At 64.4% G+C, this 16140-nt stretch carries 17 protein-coding genes; 11 read left to right on the top strand and 6 right to left on the bottom strand.

The features are described 5' to 3' along the window. Positions 1-35: 35 nt before the first annotated feature. From LB532_RS12170 to LB532_RS12190, 5 genes are all read left to right on the top strand, one after another. Positions 36-707 carry a CvpA family protein gene (locus LB532_RS12170; protein ID WP_140494478.1) on the top strand — a complete coding sequence of 224 codons (672 nt, stop codon included), beginning with the start codon at positions 36-38 and terminating at the stop codon, positions 705-707. Positions 708-828: 121 nt separating this feature from the next. Beyond that, entirely contained in the window at positions 829-2298 is a 1470-nt protein-coding gene (gene purF, locus LB532_RS12175; RefSeq protein ID WP_140637586.1) for an amidophosphoribosyltransferase, read from the top strand. Positions 2299-2346: 48 nt separating this feature from the next. Then, entirely contained in the window at positions 2347-3102 is a 756-nt protein-coding gene (locus LB532_RS12180; RefSeq protein WP_140637584.1) for an SDR family NAD(P)-dependent oxidoreductase, read from the top strand. An 83-nt stretch (positions 3103-3185) separates the two neighbouring features. Continuing rightward, a complete protein-coding gene (locus tag LB532_RS12185) occupies positions 3186-3821 on the top strand; it encodes a hypothetical protein (RefSeq protein WP_140637582.1) in 636 nt (211 codons plus the stop codon). A gap of 148 nt (positions 3822-3969) precedes the next feature. Continuing rightward, complete coding sequence (locus LB532_RS12190) at positions 3970-4188, top strand: hypothetical protein (protein ID WP_140494486.1); 219 nt, start codon at positions 3970-3972, stop codon at positions 4186-4188. Positions 4189-4202: 14 nt separating this feature from the next. On the opposite strand, the gene LB532_RS12195 is transcribed toward LB532_RS12190, so the two are convergent. Then, positions 4203-4709, bottom strand: a complete 507-nt coding sequence (locus LB532_RS12195) for an OsmC family protein (protein WP_140637580.1) — start codon at positions 4707-4709, stop codon at positions 4203-4205. 523 nt (positions 4710-5232) lie between these two features. Between LB532_RS12195 and LB532_RS12200 the strand changes: the two genes are divergently transcribed. Then, positions 5233-6744, top strand: coding sequence for a S10 family peptidase (locus LB532_RS12200; RefSeq protein ID WP_140637579.1), 1512 nt, complete (start codon positions 5233-5235; stop codon positions 6742-6744). 167 nt (positions 6745-6911) lie between these two features. On the opposite strand, the gene LB532_RS12205 is transcribed toward LB532_RS12200, so the two are convergent. Then, positions 6912-7694 carry a glutathione S-transferase family protein gene (locus LB532_RS12205; RefSeq protein WP_224556826.1) on the bottom strand — a complete coding sequence of 261 codons (783 nt, stop codon included), beginning with the start codon at positions 7692-7694 and terminating at the stop codon, positions 6912-6914. Between LB532_RS12205 and LB532_RS30190 the strand changes: the two genes are divergently transcribed. Beyond that, entirely contained in the window at positions 7585-7929 is a 345-nt protein-coding gene (locus LB532_RS30190; protein WP_224556830.1) for a hypothetical protein, read from the top strand. The two genes, LB532_RS12205 and LB532_RS30190, sit on opposite strands and share 110 nt — an antisense overlap. Here the strand turns inward: LB532_RS30190 and LB532_RS12215 are convergent. Continuing rightward, entirely contained in the window at positions 7827-8408 is a 582-nt protein-coding gene (locus LB532_RS12215; RefSeq protein ID WP_140637575.1) for a VOC family protein, read from the bottom strand. The two genes, LB532_RS30190 and LB532_RS12215, sit on opposite strands and share 103 nt — an antisense overlap. A 322-nt stretch (positions 8409-8730) precedes the next feature. On the opposite strand from LB532_RS12215, the gene LB532_RS12220 reads away from it, so the two are divergent. Both LB532_RS12220 and LB532_RS12225 read left to right on the top strand, forming a co-directional pair. Continuing rightward, a complete protein-coding gene (locus tag LB532_RS12220; protein ID WP_140637573.1) occupies positions 8731-9618 on the top strand; it encodes a DMT family transporter in 888 nt (295 codons plus the stop codon). Positions 9619-9672: 54 nt separating this feature from the next. Further along, complete coding sequence (locus tag LB532_RS12225) at positions 9673-10575, top strand: DMT family transporter (protein WP_140549304.1); 903 nt, start codon at positions 9673-9675, stop codon at positions 10573-10575. Positions 10576-10681: 106 nt separating this feature from the next. On the opposite strand, the gene LB532_RS12230 is transcribed toward LB532_RS12225, so the two are convergent. Further along, positions 10682-11608 (bottom strand): LysR substrate-binding domain-containing protein, encoded by a 927-nt coding sequence (locus tag LB532_RS12230; protein ID WP_140637572.1) that lies wholly within the window; start codon positions 11606-11608, stop codon positions 10682-10684. 113 nt (positions 11609-11721) lie between these two features. On the opposite strand from LB532_RS12230, the gene LB532_RS12235 reads away from it, so the two are divergent. Beyond that, positions 11722-12129, top strand: coding sequence for a tautomerase family protein (locus LB532_RS12235; protein WP_140637570.1), 408 nt, complete (start codon positions 11722-11724; stop codon positions 12127-12129). A gap of 133 nt (positions 12130-12262) precedes the next feature. After that, positions 12263-14485, top strand: a complete 2223-nt coding sequence (locus tag LB532_RS12240; protein ID WP_140637569.1) for an AMP-binding protein — start codon at positions 12263-12265, stop codon at positions 14483-14485. Positions 14486-14605: 120 nt separating this feature from the next. Here LB532_RS12240 and LB532_RS12245 read toward each other — a convergent pair whose 3' ends face one another. After that, positions 14606-15424, bottom strand: a complete 819-nt coding sequence (locus LB532_RS12245) for a CDP-alcohol phosphatidyltransferase family protein (RefSeq protein WP_140494505.1) — start codon at positions 15422-15424, stop codon at positions 14606-14608. A gap of 3 nt (positions 15425-15427) precedes the next feature. After that, complete coding sequence (locus LB532_RS12250; RefSeq protein WP_140637567.1) at positions 15428-16126, bottom strand: phosphatidylserine decarboxylase; 699 nt, start codon at positions 16124-16126, stop codon at positions 15428-15430. Positions 16127-16140: the final 14 nt, after the last annotated feature.

A 16140-nucleotide genomic window follows, 5' to 3' on the forward strand; every position in this document is an offset into this window, starting at 1 on the left:
CCTAGTGGTGAGCGACAGGGAGTGGGGCGACAAAGATGCCGATAACGCTGCTTGACGGAATTCTCGTCGGCTTCACCCTGGTCTCGGCGATGCTCGCCATGGTTCGCGGCTTTTCACGCGAGGTCCTGTCCATCGTGTCCTGGGCGGCGGCAGCCGCGGCGGCATTCTTTTTCTACAAGCCCGTCCTGCCCTACCTGAAGCCCTATATCGACAATGAAAAGATCGCCATGGCGGCCTCCGCCGGCGTCGTCTTCATCATCGCTTTGATCGTCGTCAGCGTCATCACCATGAAACTCGCCGACTGGATCATCGATTCCCGCATCGGCGCGCTCGACCGCACGCTCGGCTTCCTCTATGGCGCGGCCCGCGGCATTCTGGTGGTCGCCGTGGCCTTGCTGTTCTTCAATTGGCTGGCCGGCGCCAAGGCACCGGCCTGGGTCACGGAGGCCAAGTCGCGGCCGCTGCTGGAACAGATCGGCGCCAAGCTCGAAAGCCTGCTGCCCGAGGATCCGGAAAACGCCATCCTCAAGAAGCTCAATCCGAATCAGCCGGCCGCCGAAACGCCCGCCGCACCGGATGCACCGGCCACGGATGCTCCGGCGGGAGGGGACGATGCCAATGCGCCGGCCCCCGACGACAGCGATGCCGGAACGCCTCCCGCGGACAACGCACCGGCCAATCCGGCCCCGGCTGCGCCGGCGAATTGATGAGTGATCGGGCGCCGCGGAACAGGCGCCCAAGACTGACGATGATCGTGAACCATCGCCGGACGCGTTGCTTTCACGACGCTATCGCCTTATATGGCGATTTTAGCGGAGCTTGAGCCCCATGGCAGATGCAAACGACGTGCTTTCCGCGGAAGCTGACGATCACTTCCACGACGAATGCGGCGTGTTCGGCATTTTCGGCCGACAGGACGCGGCGGCCATCGTCACGCTCGGTCTGCACGCGCTGCAGCATCGCGGCCAGGAAGCGGCCGGCATCGTCTCCTACGACGGCACCCAGTTCCATGTCGAACGCCATGTTGGCCTGATCGGCGACACCTTCACCAAGCAACGCGTCATCGACAGCCTGCAAGGCAATCGCGCCATCGGCCATACGCGCTATGCCACGACCGGCGGCGCCGGCATGCGCAACATCCAGCCTTTCTTCGCCGAACTGGCCGATGGCGGCTTCGCCGTGGCCCATAACGGCAATCTGACCAACGCCATGACCGTGCAGCGCGCGCTGCAGAAGCAGGGCGCGATCTTCTCCTCGACCTCCGACACCGAGACGCTTCTGCACCTCGTCGCCACCAGCAAGGAGCGCGATCTGAACTCGCGCTTCATCGATGCGGTGCGCCAGGTCGAGGGCGCCTTCTCGCTGGTGGCGATGACGGCCAAGAAGATGATCGGCTGCCGTGACCCGCTCGGCATCCGTCCGCTGGTGCTGGGCGACCTCGACGGTGCCTGGATCCTGGCCTCCGAAACCTGCGCCCTCGACATCATCGGCGCGCGTTTCGTGCGCGACTTGAAGCCCGGCGAGATGGTCGTCGTTACCTCCAAGGGCATCGAAAGCCTGTTCCCGTTCGAGCCGCAGAAGACCCGCTTCTGCATCTTCGAATATGTCTATTTCGCACGCCCGGATTCTTCGGTCGAAGGCCGCAACGTCTACGAGGTGCGCAAGCGCATCGGCGCGGAACTCGCGCAGGAAAATCCGGTCGAGGCCGACATCGTCGTGCCGGTGCCGGATTCCGGCACGCCGGCGGCTATCGGCTTTTCGCAAGCCGCGGGCATTCCCTTCGAGCTCGGCATCATCCGCAACCACTATGTCGGCCGCACCTTCATCCAGCCTGGCGATTCCATCCGCCATATGGGCGTCAAGCTGAAGCACAACGCCAACCGCCGCATGATCGAGGGCAAGCGCGTCGTGCTGGTCGACGATTCCATCGTGCGCGGCACGACCAGTCAGAAGATCGTGCAGATGGTGCGCGACGCCGGCGCCAAGGAAGTGCACATGCGCATCGCCTCGCCGCCGACCAGCGCCTCCTGCTTCTACGGCGTCGATACGCCGGAAAAATCGAAGCTTTTGGCATCACGCATGTCGATCGAGGAGATGGCCGAATTCATCCGCGTCGATTCGCTCGGCTTTCTGTCGATCGACGGACTCTATCGCGCCGTCGGCGAAGCCAGCCGCGACAACGAGCAGCCGCAATTCTGCGACGCCTGCTTCACCGGCCAGTATCCCACCCGCCTGCTCGATTTCGAAGGCCACGACAATGTACGCACGCTGTCGCTGCTGGCGACGAGCGGCGCGTAGGATCGCCGCACCGCCAGTTGCCATAGCCATATTTCCGGAATCTGTCGCATGACCCTCGACCTCTCCGGCCGCGTTGCGGTCGTTACCGGCGCCTCGCGGGGCATCGGCTACTTCATCGCCAGGGAACTGGCTGCCGCCGGCGCCCACGTCATTGCCGTGGCGCGCACCGTGGGCGGGCTGGAAGAACTCGACGACCAGATCAAGGCGGAGCGCGCCAAAACCGGCAAAGGCGAAGCGACGCTGGTGCCGCTCGACCTTGCCGACATGGCCGGCATCGACCGCCTGGGCGGCGCCATCCACGAGCGCTGGGGCAAGCTCGACATTCTCGTCGCCAATGCGGGCGTGCTCGGCGTGATCTCGCCGATCGGCCATGTCGAGGCCAAAACCTTCGAGAAGGTGATGACCATCAACGTCACCTCGACCTGGCGGCTGATCCGCTCGGTCGACCCGCTGCTGCGGCTCTCCGACGCCGGCCGGGCCATCATTCTTTCGTCCAATGCCGCTCACTCGGCGCGCGCCTTCTGGGCGCCCTACGCGGCTTCCAAGGCGGCGGTCGAGACGATGATGCGCTCCTGGGCGCATGAGACGCAGAGCCTGCCGCTCAGAGTCAACGCGGCCGACCCCGGCGCCACCCGCACCGCGATGCGCGCGCAAGCCGTGCCCGGCGAGGACCCGGAAACGCTGCCGCATCCCTCCGAAATCGCCAAACGCATCGTGCCGCTGGCAAGCCCCGACCTGAAAGAGACGGGACTGATCTTCCAGGCCAAGCACAACCGTTTCGTCGCCTACCGGCAGCCGGAATAGCCGCATCCTTTTTATCGGAAGAATTCGGCTCCGGGCGGCGTTCCTCGAATGTACTTTCGAAGCTCAAACCCCGGAGGATCGACATGCGCAGACTTATTCTCATCGCCGCCACCGCCACTATCTCCGCCTTGGCCGCCGGCACAGCTTTGTCACAAGATGCCAGAATGAGTTTCTTCGTCACCAGCGTCGGCTCGGGCAAAGGGGCAGACCTCGGCGGCCTGAAGGGCGCGGACGCGCATTGCGCCTCGCTGGCGGAAGCAGCCGGCGTCACCGGCAAGACCTGGGCCGCATACCTGTCGACCAGCACCGAGGATGCGCGCGACCGCATCGGCAAGGGACCATGGGTGAATGCCAAGGGCGTCAAGATAGCCGACGACGTCGCCTCGCTGCACGGCGATGCCAACGGCATCACCAAGCAGACGGCGCTCAACGAAAAAGGCGAGATGGTCAACGGCCGCGGCGACACGCCCAACCGCCACGACATGCTGACCGGCTCGAAGCCCGACGGCACCAGGATCGCCGACCAGACCTGCGGGGACTGGACCATGAGCGGCACGGAAGGCGCTGCCATGATGGGTCACCACGACCGCGCCGGGCTCGATGATTCGGCTGCCGCCAAATCCTGGAACTCTTCGCATGCTTCGCGCGGCGGCTGCGGCCAGGAGGCGCTGAAAGGCACCGGCGGCGACGGCCTGTTCTATTGTTTCGCAACGAATTGACCAGGCCCCGCCCGCCCCGCCACATCACGCGGCCGTGATGTGGCGGCGGAAAGCTGCGTCGCGGTCATGCTTTCGTCATTTCCGCAGAGTTGATAGGATCACATAGATTCCCACAACAAGCCCGGCTGGGCAGAGCAAGGAAATTCCCATGGCTTCGAGCGTAGCGTTGGTCTGGTACCTAGTAATTGCCGGTCCGCAAGGCGGCATGGTCGTGTTGCCCAGCACGTTCGACAAGCGCGAACAATGCACCGCCGCCATCACCGAATACCAGAAGCAGCCGGCCCCGACCGGCTGGTCGCTGCAATGCGTGCCGAGCGCATCACCCTTCACCGACGAGGGCGACGCGGAGGAACCGGCAGCGCAGTAAGGCGTGATGCGGCGTCAGCGCCGTGCGCTGACCGTCAGTTCCGGCTTCTGATTGATGGTCTGGAACACCACGCAGTAGCGTTCGGTCAGCCTCAGCAAGGAATCGATGCGCTCCTGCGGCTCATCGGTGTCGAGACTGAAATTCAGCCTGATGGCGCGAAAACCGACCGGCGCATCCTTGGCAACGCCGAGCGTGCCGCGAAAATCAAGGTCGCCTTCGGCCTCGACCGTGGCGGCGCCGAGCTTGAATTCGAGCGCCGTCGCCACCGCCTTGAGCGTTACGCCGGCGCAGGCCACAAGTGCCTCCAGCAGCATGTCGCCCGAGCAAAGCTCGAGCCCCGAGCCGCCGGTTGCCGGATGCAAGCCGGCAATCGCGAGAGCCCTGCCCGTCTCGACCTTGCAGGCGATCGACTGGTCATCGAGACTGCCTCTGGCCCTGAGCGTGATGAGCGCGCGCGAAGCATCATCGCGATAGGTCTCTTTCAGCGGCGCCTGCATGGCCTTCAGTGCGGTGGCGTCCATTTCGCTGCCCCTTTCCGACGATTGTTTCTGGCGCTGGCATGCGCCAACCGACCGAGATTTGACCCGATCACACCGGAAAGCAAACATAATCATCGCGTTGGAACACAGGCGCGCGCAACCACTATCCCAAATGGGACATTGACGGACGAGGGCTCAAAAACTGTCTGATCCATGGGGAGTGCCGTCGTTCCATTTTCCGGTGACCGACTCGGGTCAACGAAGGCTGGCGATGGGCAGTCGAGTGTGCGGGCGGTCTCTCGTGATAGGAATTTTTTCTTGACAGGGTGAAGGCAGCTATGGTACATATCTGGTTATGGTGCTGAGTTGCGCCAGGGACCCGCCGCACAGGCGGGTTTTTTCATTCAATGCTCTCTCAATAGTGCGCCGAGAAGGCTTGCACGGAACCCGCTGACCCGGATTCGTTGCCCTGATGGCAGGCGATCGTCTTCAGCCGGACAGGCCTTTCCTTTGACTTCGATCGCATCGGCTATAGCTATGCGACAAGCGTTCTCGCGGAGGCTTCATGCCGTTCAAGTTGAAACTGATCTCTCTCATCCTACTGATGCTTGCTGCCTTCGCACAGCCTGTGCTGGCTGAAACGCCGGAGAGGCCGGCGCCGACCGGCGGTGTGCTGTCGCTGCTGCCGCAGCCGCAGGTCACCAGCCATTCGATCACGGTTGCCGGACGCAAGCTGGACTATCAGGCCAAGGCCGGCACGCTGTCGCTGCTTTCAGGCAAGGCCGACGTCACGGCGGAGATCTTTTATGTCGCCTACACGCTGCGGCCACCGGCCGATGCGACAAAAACGGCACCACGCCCCATTACCTTCGTCTTCAATGGCGGCCCCGGGGCGGCCTCCGCCTATCTGCATCTCGGTGCGCTCGGTCCGCGCATCATCACGACCGGAGCCGACGGCGAATTCCTGCCGCCGCCGCAAAAGCTCATCGACAATCCGGACAGCTGGCTCGACATGACCGACCTCGTCTTTGTCGATCCGATCGGCACCGGCTACAGCCGCGAGGCTCCCGGGCAGAACACCCACGATTTTTGGGGCGTCAACCAGGATGCCAGCTCGATCGGCGCCTTCATCCGGCTCTATCTTGCGCAGAACGGCCGCAGCGGCTCGCCGCTTTTCCTTGCCGGGGAAAGCTATGGCGGGTTTCGCGCGGCACTGCTGGCCAGAATGCTGCAGGAGGATGTCGGCCTTAGCCCGAGCGGCATCGTGCTGATCTCGCCGGCGCTGGAATTCATGCTGGTGCAACCTGACGAATTCGAGCCGCTGCACTGGGCCCTCGAACTCCCCTCGCTGGCATCGGTGCGGCTCAGTGCCGACGGCGTTACGGGCGAGGCGCTGCGGGCGCAGTTGGCCGCGGTCGAGCGCTATGCGCTTGGCGAATACCTCACGGCGCTGGCCAGCGGGCTGGAGCAAGGCGGGGGGCTCGCGAGCCAGCGGGTGGCCGAGATCACCGGCCTGCCGCTCGATCTCGTGCAGCGGAACTTCGCGCGTATACCGACCAGCCTTTTCGCGAGGGAGTTCGCCCGCTCGAAGAGCAAGGTGCTCAGCCCCTATGACGCCATGATCGGCACGGCCGACATCGCTCCTGAAAGCGCTCGCAACGCCGGACCCGATCCGGTGCTCGACCGCAGCGTTCCAGCATTGACCTCGGCTTTTGTCGGCTATGCCCGCGACGAATTGAACTACCACACCGATGTCAGCTATCGGCTGCTCAATGGCGAGATCAGCCGCAATTGGGACTACGGCACATCGCGGCAGGGCTATGCCGGCGTGATGAACGATCTGCAGCGGGCGCGCTCGCTCAATCCCGCGCTCGGCGTCGTCATCGTCAACGGCTACACCGATCTCGTCACGCCCTATCTGGCGTCTCGCTATCTGGTGAACCAGATACCGACGCTCGCCGGTGCAAAGCCCATCCGCGTCGATGTGCTGGACGGAGGACACATGATGTATTTCAGGCCGGACGGAAGGCGGGCGCTCAAAGCAGCGGCGGCGGAGCTTTACCAAGCGACGCAGTAAGCGCCACGGGATACGCCGGAAGCGCGGTGTGACGAGCATCCGCGATACGCTGGCGGACAGTGCCCCCCACTGTCCTGCCAGACAAAGGAGGCGTGAAGGAACCCGACGGATCGCAGTTCATCTTGGCCGCCGGCTGGCTTCAACCGGCCTGCGACGCCGAAGCGATCTCACACCCGTGGCTGTGACTTCACATGGGCAATGTAGCCGCGCACGTCGCTGGCCGGGTCTGCATAGGCCTTGCCGAGCTTCTTCTCCATCGCGGCCATGTAGTCGCTGGCCCATTCGGGCAGGGCATAGTCGATGACGACGAGAAATTCGAGTGTCGCCGCCAGGCGGATGTCGGCGATAGACGGGTTCTTGCCTCCAATGAAGGGCTTGCCGTCCCTGAAGAAAGAGTGGAACACCTCCAGCGGTTCGGAGATGGCGGCGATCGCCGCCTTCTGCGCCTCGGCCTTCCTGTCGGGATGAGCGTCGCTGTGGCCGACCTCTCCGGCATATTGCGGGAAACCGAGCGCCGGATAGGTGGCGCGCGCCACATAGGGATAGAGCGTGCCGATCAGGTAGAACATGGCGCTGTCGATCATCGCCCGCTTGGCAGGCGCCTTGGGGTAGAATTTCTCCAGCCCGTGCTTGTTGGCGAGATACTGCATGATGGCGCAGCTTTCCCAAAGCACCCCTCGCGGCAGGCCCTTGTCCTCGATCATCGGAGTCAGATGGGCCGGGTTGCGCGCCATGAATTCGGGCGAACGCGTGCTGCCCCAGGCGTCGGCCTCGACATGGTCCAGCCCGGCGGCGCGGGCAAACACCCGAACCGTCATGTTGTTGACGCTGGGCTTCAGCATGCTGATCATCAGGGCGGGGTTCTTCGCCGATTTCCCCTTGGTCCTGGACGCGGTTTTGCCGGCGGTTGCTGCTTTTGACGCCGCCTTGGCCGAAGGCTTTGCCGATATTCTTGGCGCCGGCTTGGTTGAAGCTTTTGCTGCTGGTTTTGCCATAACCTTTGGTGTCGCCTTGGCTGCCGGCTTCCTCGCACCCTTCGTCGCTGTCTTTGCCATGTGTTCCTCCCTTTGCTTATTCAAAAATCAATATGGATTGCGCGGCGTCCTGTCGGCCGACAATGTCGCGCGCGAGCGCTCGACCAGTGCCTGGATGGCGTCGGCCAGATGCGCCTCGGCGATGTTGTAGTCGCCCCGCGCGACGCGGAGCTTGTGCGCTTCCATCAGCACGTCGGCATGGCCAAAGCCGGCCGGCGGCTCGAAACGGTAGGAAGCAAGTTCGATCAGCAAGCCGAGCGGATCCTCGAAATAGATCGAATCCATGAAACCGCGGTCCTTGACGCCACTGTGCTTGATGGCGCGCGCATCAAGCCGGGCGACCGCCTGCAGGAAGGTGACGCGCGACACGGCAAAGGCGATGTGGTGGACGCAGCCGGTGTCGGTCGGGGTGCGTCGCTTTACCGGCGTGCGGGTCTCGTCGGTAAAGATGGTGATCAGCCGCCCGTCGCCCGGATCGAAATAGAGATGGCTTTCGGCCGCCTTGTCGAGGTTGGGCTGCTCGAAAATGAAAGGCATGCCCAGCACGCCTTCCCAGAAATCGATCGAGGTCTGGCGACCGGCGCCGACCAGCGTGATGTGATGTACGCCTTGCGATTGCAGTTTCTGCATTGCGTTCTCCCCCCGATCTCGGCGTCTCGATGTCCGTACTGCCGGCTGTCAGGGCCCGCTGCCATGATGCGAATGGCGTCTCTTATGCGAGCGCCGGCTTCTTGATCCGCACCGTTTCCCTGGCCCGCCGAGCCTATGCGCCGGCTTTGTGAGACAATGCTAAACCAATCAGTCGCGCCGCGCCAGAAGCCGCATCCGGGATCGGACCTGCCCCAACGCAAGCATGGCGCTGGAGCAGCGCCTTGCAAGGTTTCGCCCCTATAGCTGGCGGGAGCGGAGCCGACAGGGGCCGGAGCCGTTTTCACACAAGGCCGCTTGCCGCATGGCCGACGTCGCCATTCTCGAAACACGCGAAAGGGTTCTCGCCGGCATCCTCCTGACCGGCGTCGCCTATTTGCTTTTTTCCACGCAGGACGCGTCGATCAAGCTGCTGGTCGCCAGCATGAGCGTCTGGCAGATCATGTTCTTCCGGAGCATCACCATACTGACCGCCTGCGCGGCGATCGGCGGACGGCATCTCTATACCGAGACAGCGCGGTCGCCGATCGTGTGGCCGATGCTGTTGCGCAGCGTCTTCACCCTGGCGGCCTGGCTCTGCTACTACAATGCCGCGCGCAGCCTGCAGCTCGCCGAACTGACCACCGTCTACTACGCGGCCCCGATCATCGTCACCGTGCTTTCCGTGGTGATGCTTGGCGAAAAGGTGCCCATGCTGCGCTGGCTGGCGGTGGCAATCGGCTTCGCCGGCGTCTTCGTCGCCTGCGACCCTGCCCATCTCGGCCTGTCCGTGCCGGTGCTGCTGGTGCTGGCCGCCGCTTTCCTGTGGGGCATCGCCATCGTGCTGTTGCGCAAGACAGCCCTTGCCGAGCGCTCGATGGTCCAGCTCCTGCTCAACAATTTCTATTTCCTGATATTCTCGGCGGTGCCGGCGCTGCTCTGGTGGCAGACGCCCGGCTGGAGCGAACTGCTTCTGCTTGCCAGCGTCGGCGCGCTCGGCGGGTTGGCGCAGTATCTTCTCTTCGAAGGCATGAAACGGACGCCGGCCTCGATCATCGCGCCGCTGGAATACACCTCGCTGTTGTGGGCCTTCGCGCTCGGCTTCGCCATCTGGGGCGACGTGCCGCGCCGCGAAGTGTTCTTCGGCGCTGCTCTCATCATTGCCGCAGGGCTGCTGATCGTGGGCGGCGAGCATTTCCGCAAACGGCTGTGATGGCCAGACTGCTGACACTACGATGTCAGGACAGAACCACGTAGATTGGCTTTCATGACCGACGTAGCAGCCGCCACCGACACCGCAGAACGGACACTTGGCATCATTCTGGTGTCGTCGTCGGCGGCGGTGTTCGGGCTGACCGGTGTGCTGACCAAATCGATCCATGCCGATCCGCTGACCATCACCTGCTGGCGCGGCTTCGTCGGCTTCATCCTGATCAGCCTCTATGTGCTGTGGCGCCGCCACCGCTCCGGCAACCGCGAAACGCTGCGGCTCGGCTGGCGCGGCTGGCTGCTGGCGGTGGAAGGCGCGCTGGCCAGCATCGCCTTCATCTCCGCCTTCAAATTCACCTTCGTCGCCAATGTCACGGTCATCTACGCGACGTCGCCTTTCATTGCCGCGCTGCTCGCCTTCCTGCTGGTTCGCGAGCCCTTCCGCCTGCAGACGATGTTAGCCGCAGCGGTCTCGCTTGGCGGCGTCGCGGTCATGGTCTGGTCGAGCTTCGGCACCGGCAATCTGTTCGGAGACGGGCTGGCGCTGCTGATGACGATCGGCAGCGCGCTCTACATGATCATGGTGCGCGCCTTCCGCGACACGCCGGCGGTCTGGGCAGGCGCGGTCTCGGCCCTGCTGTTGTTCATACTCGGCTGGTTCGTCACCGACCCGCTTGCCGTCTCGGCAAGAGACGCCGTGCTGCTGGTCGCCTTCGGCTCGAGCTTCGCACTCTCCTCCATCCTGTGGACGGAAGGAGCGCGGCTCATCCCTGCGGCTGAATCCGGCCTGCTCGGCTCTGCCGAAGTGCCGTTCGCGATCCTGTTTGCCTTCCTTTTCCTGGCCGAGATACCGCCCGTGGCCAGCATGATCGGCGGCGCGATCGTGCTTTGTGCGGTGTTTGCCCATGCCGGCCGCGACTGGCTGTCGGCAAAGCAGCAACAAGCGCCAGGTCCGTTGTGAAAGCCGAGCCCAAAAAAATTTGCGCAGTCACGGAACCATCATCCGGTTCAGGCATTGTTGAGCAGACGGACCACCCCCCGAGTCCCCCCAAACCCCTCGGTCCGTCCTACTCCAAGCCGACCGCAAGGTCGGCTTTTTCTTTGGCCCCGCGCCTGACGATGGACGGCTCTCTGCCAAAAAGCCCTGGTAGAGCCAGGCCGGCGCCGAGCAGTGCGCCTAGATCCCGCGCCGGGCTCTCGGCGTCGGCGCGCAGCCGGACGGCGAATTCAGCAACGGGCACGGGCGGCAGGTCAAATGCGTGGGGTGCTTCGACAATCCCGGAATGGGCAAAGCGTGCGGTGCGCAGCGTCAGCGCAATGCCGGCATTGACCGCCGTGCGCAGGCCGGCCAGGCTGCCGCTGCCGGCCGCGATGCGATAGCGCCGGCCGGCCGCATCGAGCGCCGAGATCGCCGCTTCGCGGAAGCCGCAATGCGGATCGAGCAGCGCAAGCGGCAATTCGTCCTGTCGCGCAGCCAGCCCTTTCTGCGAACAGAGCCACATCATCGGCTCGCGCAGCATGCCGATTTCGTCCGGCGTCGCCGCTTGCCGCATAACGATCGCCAGATCCAGGCTACCGCCCTGAAGGGCGTGCGCCAGCTCGGCGGAGCGGCCGACGCGCAGCTCGATCCTGACGCGCGGATGGCTTTCGGCGAAGGCACGCAGCAGATCGGGCAAGCCGCTGTCGGCGAAATCCTGCGTCGTGCCGATCGCGATGCGTCCATCGGCCTTTGCGCCCTTCAAGCCGAGCCAGGCTTCACGATGCGCTGCAAGGATACGCCGGGCATAGCCGACAAGCTCCTCACCGGTCGGCGTCAGCCCGCGGCTCCTGCCCTGCGGCGCCAGCAGCGGTTCGCCGACAGCCTCTTCCAACCGCTGCATCTGCGCCGTCACAGCCGACGGTGAACGGCCGACAACGGAGGCCGCTTGCGCCAGCGAGCCACTGTCGGCGAAGGCGAGGAATGTCCTCAAGAGGTCGGGATCGAGCATTTTCATAGTTCGATATTATCGAACTATTTTTTGAAAACAATTCGATTTTCATGACTCATGATTGGTGACATGGTTGCGTCATTGGCTGACAGAGCCCGCCAGAACCAAGGAGAAGGACAATGCCCATCATCAACGTCAGCGTCACCGGAACGCCCGACGCCACGCTGTCCGCCAGGATCGCCAAGGAGGCCACCGAACTCACCGCCACACACCTCCGCAAGGATCCGACCATAACGGCGGTTGCCGTTTCCTACCTCGATCCGCAGCACTGGTTCGCCGGCGGCACATCGCTGGCCGAGCATGGGACCAATACGTTCTGGCTCGACATCAAGGTGGTCGACGGCACCAACACCAAGCTCGAGCTGGAAGCCTATCTCAAGGCGATCTTCGCCGCCTTCGGGCGCCTGCTCGGGTCCGTGCACGAGGAAAGCTACGCCTTCGTGCACGAAGTGCCGGCCGCCGCCTACGGTTATGGCGGCAAAACGCAGGAATTCCGCTTCATCAGCGGGAGACTGAAGACGGCGTAGAAGATGCCGCTTTTGCCCTCCCTTCGTGAGAGGCGGCAGGAGGCCTCCTCATTGACCTTGCCCGCACATCGTCTAGGTTCTTGCCGAAGCGGCCGCAGAGCCGAGGTGCAAGGACCGTTGGGAGAGACGCGGCATGATCCTGACACTGGCGCTGCTTGCGGGTCTGGTCGTGGCCTGGCTGCTGATCGGGGTGATGGAAAAGTTCCGCCTCGGCCTGCGCTTTACCCAGGCGCTGCTCTACGTGCCGTTCAAGCTCGCCTACCGGATCAGCGACAGCCGCATCGCAATCGCGCGCGATGCGGCGGCGCCAGTCATCTATGTCATCTCACATCAGTCGCACTTCGAACCGGCGCTGATGCTGTCGCTGCTGCCTGACGACACGCTGCACATCCTCGACGGAGCCTCGGCCAGGGCGCCATGGCTGGAGCCGTGGCGCGAGCTTGGCCGCACCATCGCCTTCAACGCCGAGCACGTCTTCGTCAGCCGCAGGCTGGTGCGCGTGCTGAAGGGCAAGGGCCGGCTTGCCGTCTACCTGCCGGACGCGGTCGAGCCCGACGTCAAGTCGTTCCGGCTGTTTCGCGCTGTCACCCGCATCGCCATGCAGGCCGACGCCCGCATCGTGCCGATCTTCGTCGGCGGCGCCCGCGACCTTCCTGTCTCGTTGACACCGGCCAGCATCGCGCCACGGCGCTGGTTCCCGCGCCTGTCGATCAGCGCATTGGAACCAATGACCATCGCCGAGCTGGTGGCGCGCATTCCCGACCAGGCTTCGAACACCAACGCGCTGTTCGACCGCTTCTCCGAGGCGCGCTTCGCAGCCGCCGATCTCGATCGCGGCCTGTTCCTGGCCATGCGTGACGCCGCAACCAGGGTCGGCGCGTCGCATCCGATTATCGAGGACGTCGTCTCGGGCGCGCTGAGCTATCGGAAACTGTTTATCGGCGCGCGCGTGCTGGGCAGGCGTTTCGAGGCGGTGACGGCGCCCGGCGAAGCGGTCGGCCTGCTCCTGCCCAACGCCAATGGCGTGGTGCTGTCCTTGGTCGGGCTGCTCTCGGCCGGGCGGGTGGCCGCGATGATCAACTATACCGCGGGTCCGGCCAGCATTACCGCGGCCATCCGCACGGCGGTGATCCGCACGGTCGTCTCCTCCCGCGCCTTCATCGAGAAGGCCGACCTCGGCGATATCGTGACGGCGGTCGAAAAGGGCGGCGCGAAGTTTCTCTGGCTGGAGGATACACGCGCAAGCGTGACGGCGCTGGAAAAGCTTACCGCCGCCTTGCTGTGGCGCTGGCCGCTGCAGCGTCAGGACGCAGCCAAACCCGCGGTCATCCTGTTCACCTCCGGTTCGGAAGGCACGCCGAAGGCGGTGGTGCTGTCGCACAAGAACCTTTACGCCAACGCCATGCAGGCGGAAGCCCGTGTCACCATCTCGCCGGCCGATATCCTGCTCAACGTGTTGCCTGTGTTCCACTCCTTCGGGCTGACGGGCGGCACCATCCTGCCGCTGGTCACAGGCGTAAAACTGTTCCTCTACCCCTCGCCTCTCCACTACAAGATCATCCCCGAGATCGCCCGTAAGGTGAAGCCGACGGTCATGTTCGGCACCGACACTTTCCTCGCGAACTACGCGCGCACCGCCAAGGACGGCGATTTTTCCAGCCTGCGCTTCGTCGTCGCCGGCGCCGAAGCGGTAAAGCCGGAAACCCGCGGCGCCTATCGGGAGCGTTTCCAGGCCGAGATCATCGAAGGCTTTGGGCTGACCGAGGCCGCGCCCGTGGTTGCCGTCAACACCGCCATCCATAGCCGCGACGGCACCGTCGGGCGGCTGCTGCCGGCCATCCGCATGAAGCTCGAACCCGTCGAAGGCATCGAGGGCGCCGGCCGGCTGTGGCTCGACGGCCCGAATATGATGATGGGTTACATGACCGCCGACCGGCCGGGCGAATTGCAGCGGCTGGAAGGCTGGCACGACACCGGCGACATCGTTTCGGTCGACCGCGAAGGCTTCATCACCATTCGCGGCCGGGCCAAGCGTTTCGCCAAGATCGCCGGCGAGATGGTGTCGCTGGGTGCGGTCGAGATGCTGGTCCAGTCGCTGTGGCCGGAAGAGCGCCATGCCGCCGTGGCAGTGCCCGACAAAAGGCGCGGCGAGCGCATCGTGCTGGTCACCACCGCCGACGATGCGAGTGCCGAGGAACTGCGCCAATTCGGCAAGAAAGCCGGGGCGGCCGAACTGATGGTGCCCAACGACATCGTCAAGGTGGAAGAGATCCCGGCGCTGGGCTCAGGCAAGACCGACTACGTGTCGGCCCGCAAACTGGCCATCGATCGTCTGGGGCTGAGTGCGGCGGCGTAAGTGAAGAGGCCAGAGGGGGCCGTCTCACCTAAATCGCGGACCCGGGCGCAAAGCGCTGGCGTTCAATGCGCCCTCTGTCGCCTTCGGCGACATCCCCGCCTCAAGAAAGCGATAACAGCGCTATCCGATATCCGAAGGCGGCACCTGCTCCCCTTCCAGCCTGGCGCGCTTCGAATAGGCACGCACGCTGAAGGGCAGGAAGAGGAGATAGCCGGCGACGGAGGCCGTCAGCGTGTACCAGGGATAGGTCATCAAGAGCAGGATGTAGAGCACGACGCCCAGGATGACCGGCAATACCTTGTCACCCGGCACCTTGACGCTCTTTCCCGAATAGACCGGCAAACGGCTGACCAGCAGGAAGGCGACCAGGACGGTGAAGCCGGTGGCGATGAAGGCGGCCGGGCGGCCGGGCTCCAGCCCAAGCCGCAGGAAATACAGATAGAGCGGCAGCATCACCAGCACGGCGCCCGCCGGCGCCGGTACGCCAACGAAATATTCGGTCTGCCATGCCGGCCGCTCGGCCTTTTCCTCGTCAAGAACATTGAAGCGGGCGAGCCGCATGCCGCAGGCGATGGTGAACAAAAGGGCGGCAATCCAGCCCGGCGATCCCGCGCGGTCGAGCAGGAAAGCGTAAAGCACCAGCGCGGGCGCGACGCCGAAATTGACGATGTCGGCTAGCGAATCCATCTGCGCGCCGAATTTCGACGTCGCTTTCAGCATCCGCGCCAGCCGGCCGTCTATGCCGTCGAGAAACGCGGCGAGCAGCACCATGACCACCGCGGGCTCGAAGCGGTTCTCGAAAGCGAAGCGGATGCCGGACAGGCCGGCACAGATGGCGAGCACCGTAACCAGATTGGGCAGCACCATGCGCATCGGGATTTCGCGGATGCGCGGGCCGCCGCTGGCATGCGCCTCGAATTTCTTGAACGGCGCGCCCACCGGTCAGGATATCCGCACGAGAGGCGTGGCGGCGACACCGCCGAATTCCGCCAGCACCGTTTCGCCGGCAACCGCCGTCTGGCCGACGGCCACGCGTGGTGTCGCCGCCTCCGGCAGGAAGACATCGACGCGCGAACCGAAGCGGATCAGGCCGAAACGTTCGCCTATGGCGATCGAGCCGCCGGTCTCGGCCCAGCAGACGATGCGCCGCGCCACGAGGCCGGCGATCTGCACCGCCGCGACGGTGCCGTTGGGGCTGTCGATGACCAGCCCGTTGCGCTCGTTCTCGGTGCTTGCCTTGTCGAGTTCGGCATTGAGGAACTTCCCGGGCCGATGCTCTATACGGGAAATCTTGCCGCGCACCGGGGCGCGGTTCACGTGGCAGGAAAAGACGTTCATGAACACCGATATGCGGGTCATTTCGGCATTGCCGAGGCCAAGCTCGCGCGGCGGCACGGCCGGGCCGACCGCCGAGATGACGCCGTCGGCGGGGCTCACCACCAGACGGTCATCGACCGGCGTCACCCGCTCGGGATCGCGGAAGAAATAGGCGCACCAGGCGGTGAGGATGAGCCCGATCCAGAACAGGATCGAGGAGAAATAGCCGAGGAAAAGCGTGCCCGCGCCGAAGGCGACGATGAACGGATAGCCCTCGCGATGGATCGGTACGAACGCGTTCTTGACCGTATCGACAAGGCTCATGGGATGGGGCAGTC

Origin of the sequence: Mesorhizobium sp. ESP-6-2, assembly GCF_020164675.1 — a bacterium.
Classification (GTDB): Bacteria; Pseudomonadota; Alphaproteobacteria; order Rhizobiales; family Rhizobiaceae; genus Mesorhizobium.

Bases quoted from the DNA above. Each gene is read 5' to 3' on its own strand.
- LB532_RS12250 (WP_140637567.1), bottom strand. From the start codon at position 16,126: ATGAGCCTTGTCGATACGGTCAAGAACGCGTTCGTACCGATCCATCGC.
- purF (WP_140637586.1), top strand. From the start codon at position 829: ATGGCAGATGCAAACGACGTGCTTTCCGCGGAAGCTGACGATCACTTC.
- LB532_RS12235 (WP_140637570.1), top strand. From the start codon at position 11,722: ATGCCCATCATCAACGTCAGCGTCACCGGAACGCCCGACGCCACGCTG.
- LB532_RS12220 (WP_140637573.1), top strand. From the start codon at position 8,731: ATGGCCGACGTCGCCATTCTCGAAACACGCGAAAGGGTTCTCGCCGGC.
- LB532_RS12190 (WP_140494486.1), top strand. From the start codon at position 3,970: ATGGCTTCGAGCGTAGCGTTGGTCTGGTACCTAGTAATTGCCGGTCCG.
- LB532_RS12185 (WP_140637582.1), top strand. From the start codon at position 3,186: ATGCGCAGACTTATTCTCATCGCCGCCACCGCCACTATCTCCGCCTTG.
- LB532_RS30190 (WP_224556830.1), top strand. From the start codon at position 7,585: ATGCTGATCATCAGGGCGGGGTTCTTCGCCGATTTCCCCTTGGTCCTG.
- LB532_RS12215 (WP_140637575.1), bottom strand. From the start codon at position 8,408: ATGCAGAAACTGCAATCGCAAGGCGTACATCACATCACGCTGGTCGGC.
- LB532_RS12240 (WP_140637569.1), top strand. From the start codon at position 12,263: ATGATCCTGACACTGGCGCTGCTTGCGGGTCTGGTCGTGGCCTGGCTG.
- LB532_RS12225 (WP_140549304.1), top strand. From the start codon at position 9,673: ATGACCGACGTAGCAGCCGCCACCGACACCGCAGAACGGACACTTGGC.
- LB532_RS12195 (WP_140637580.1), bottom strand. From the start codon at position 4,709: ATGGACGCCACCGCACTGAAGGCCATGCAGGCGCCGCTGAAAGAGACC.
- LB532_RS12200 (WP_140637579.1), top strand. From the start codon at position 5,233: ATGCCGTTCAAGTTGAAACTGATCTCTCTCATCCTACTGATGCTTGCT.
- LB532_RS12230 (WP_140637572.1), bottom strand. From the start codon at position 11,608: ATGAAAATGCTCGATCCCGACCTCTTGAGGACATTCCTCGCCTTCGCC.
- LB532_RS12170 (WP_140494478.1), top strand. From the start codon at position 36: ATGCCGATAACGCTGCTTGACGGAATTCTCGTCGGCTTCACCCTGGTC.
- LB532_RS12180 (WP_140637584.1), top strand. From the start codon at position 2,347: ATGACCCTCGACCTCTCCGGCCGCGTTGCGGTCGTTACCGGCGCCTCG.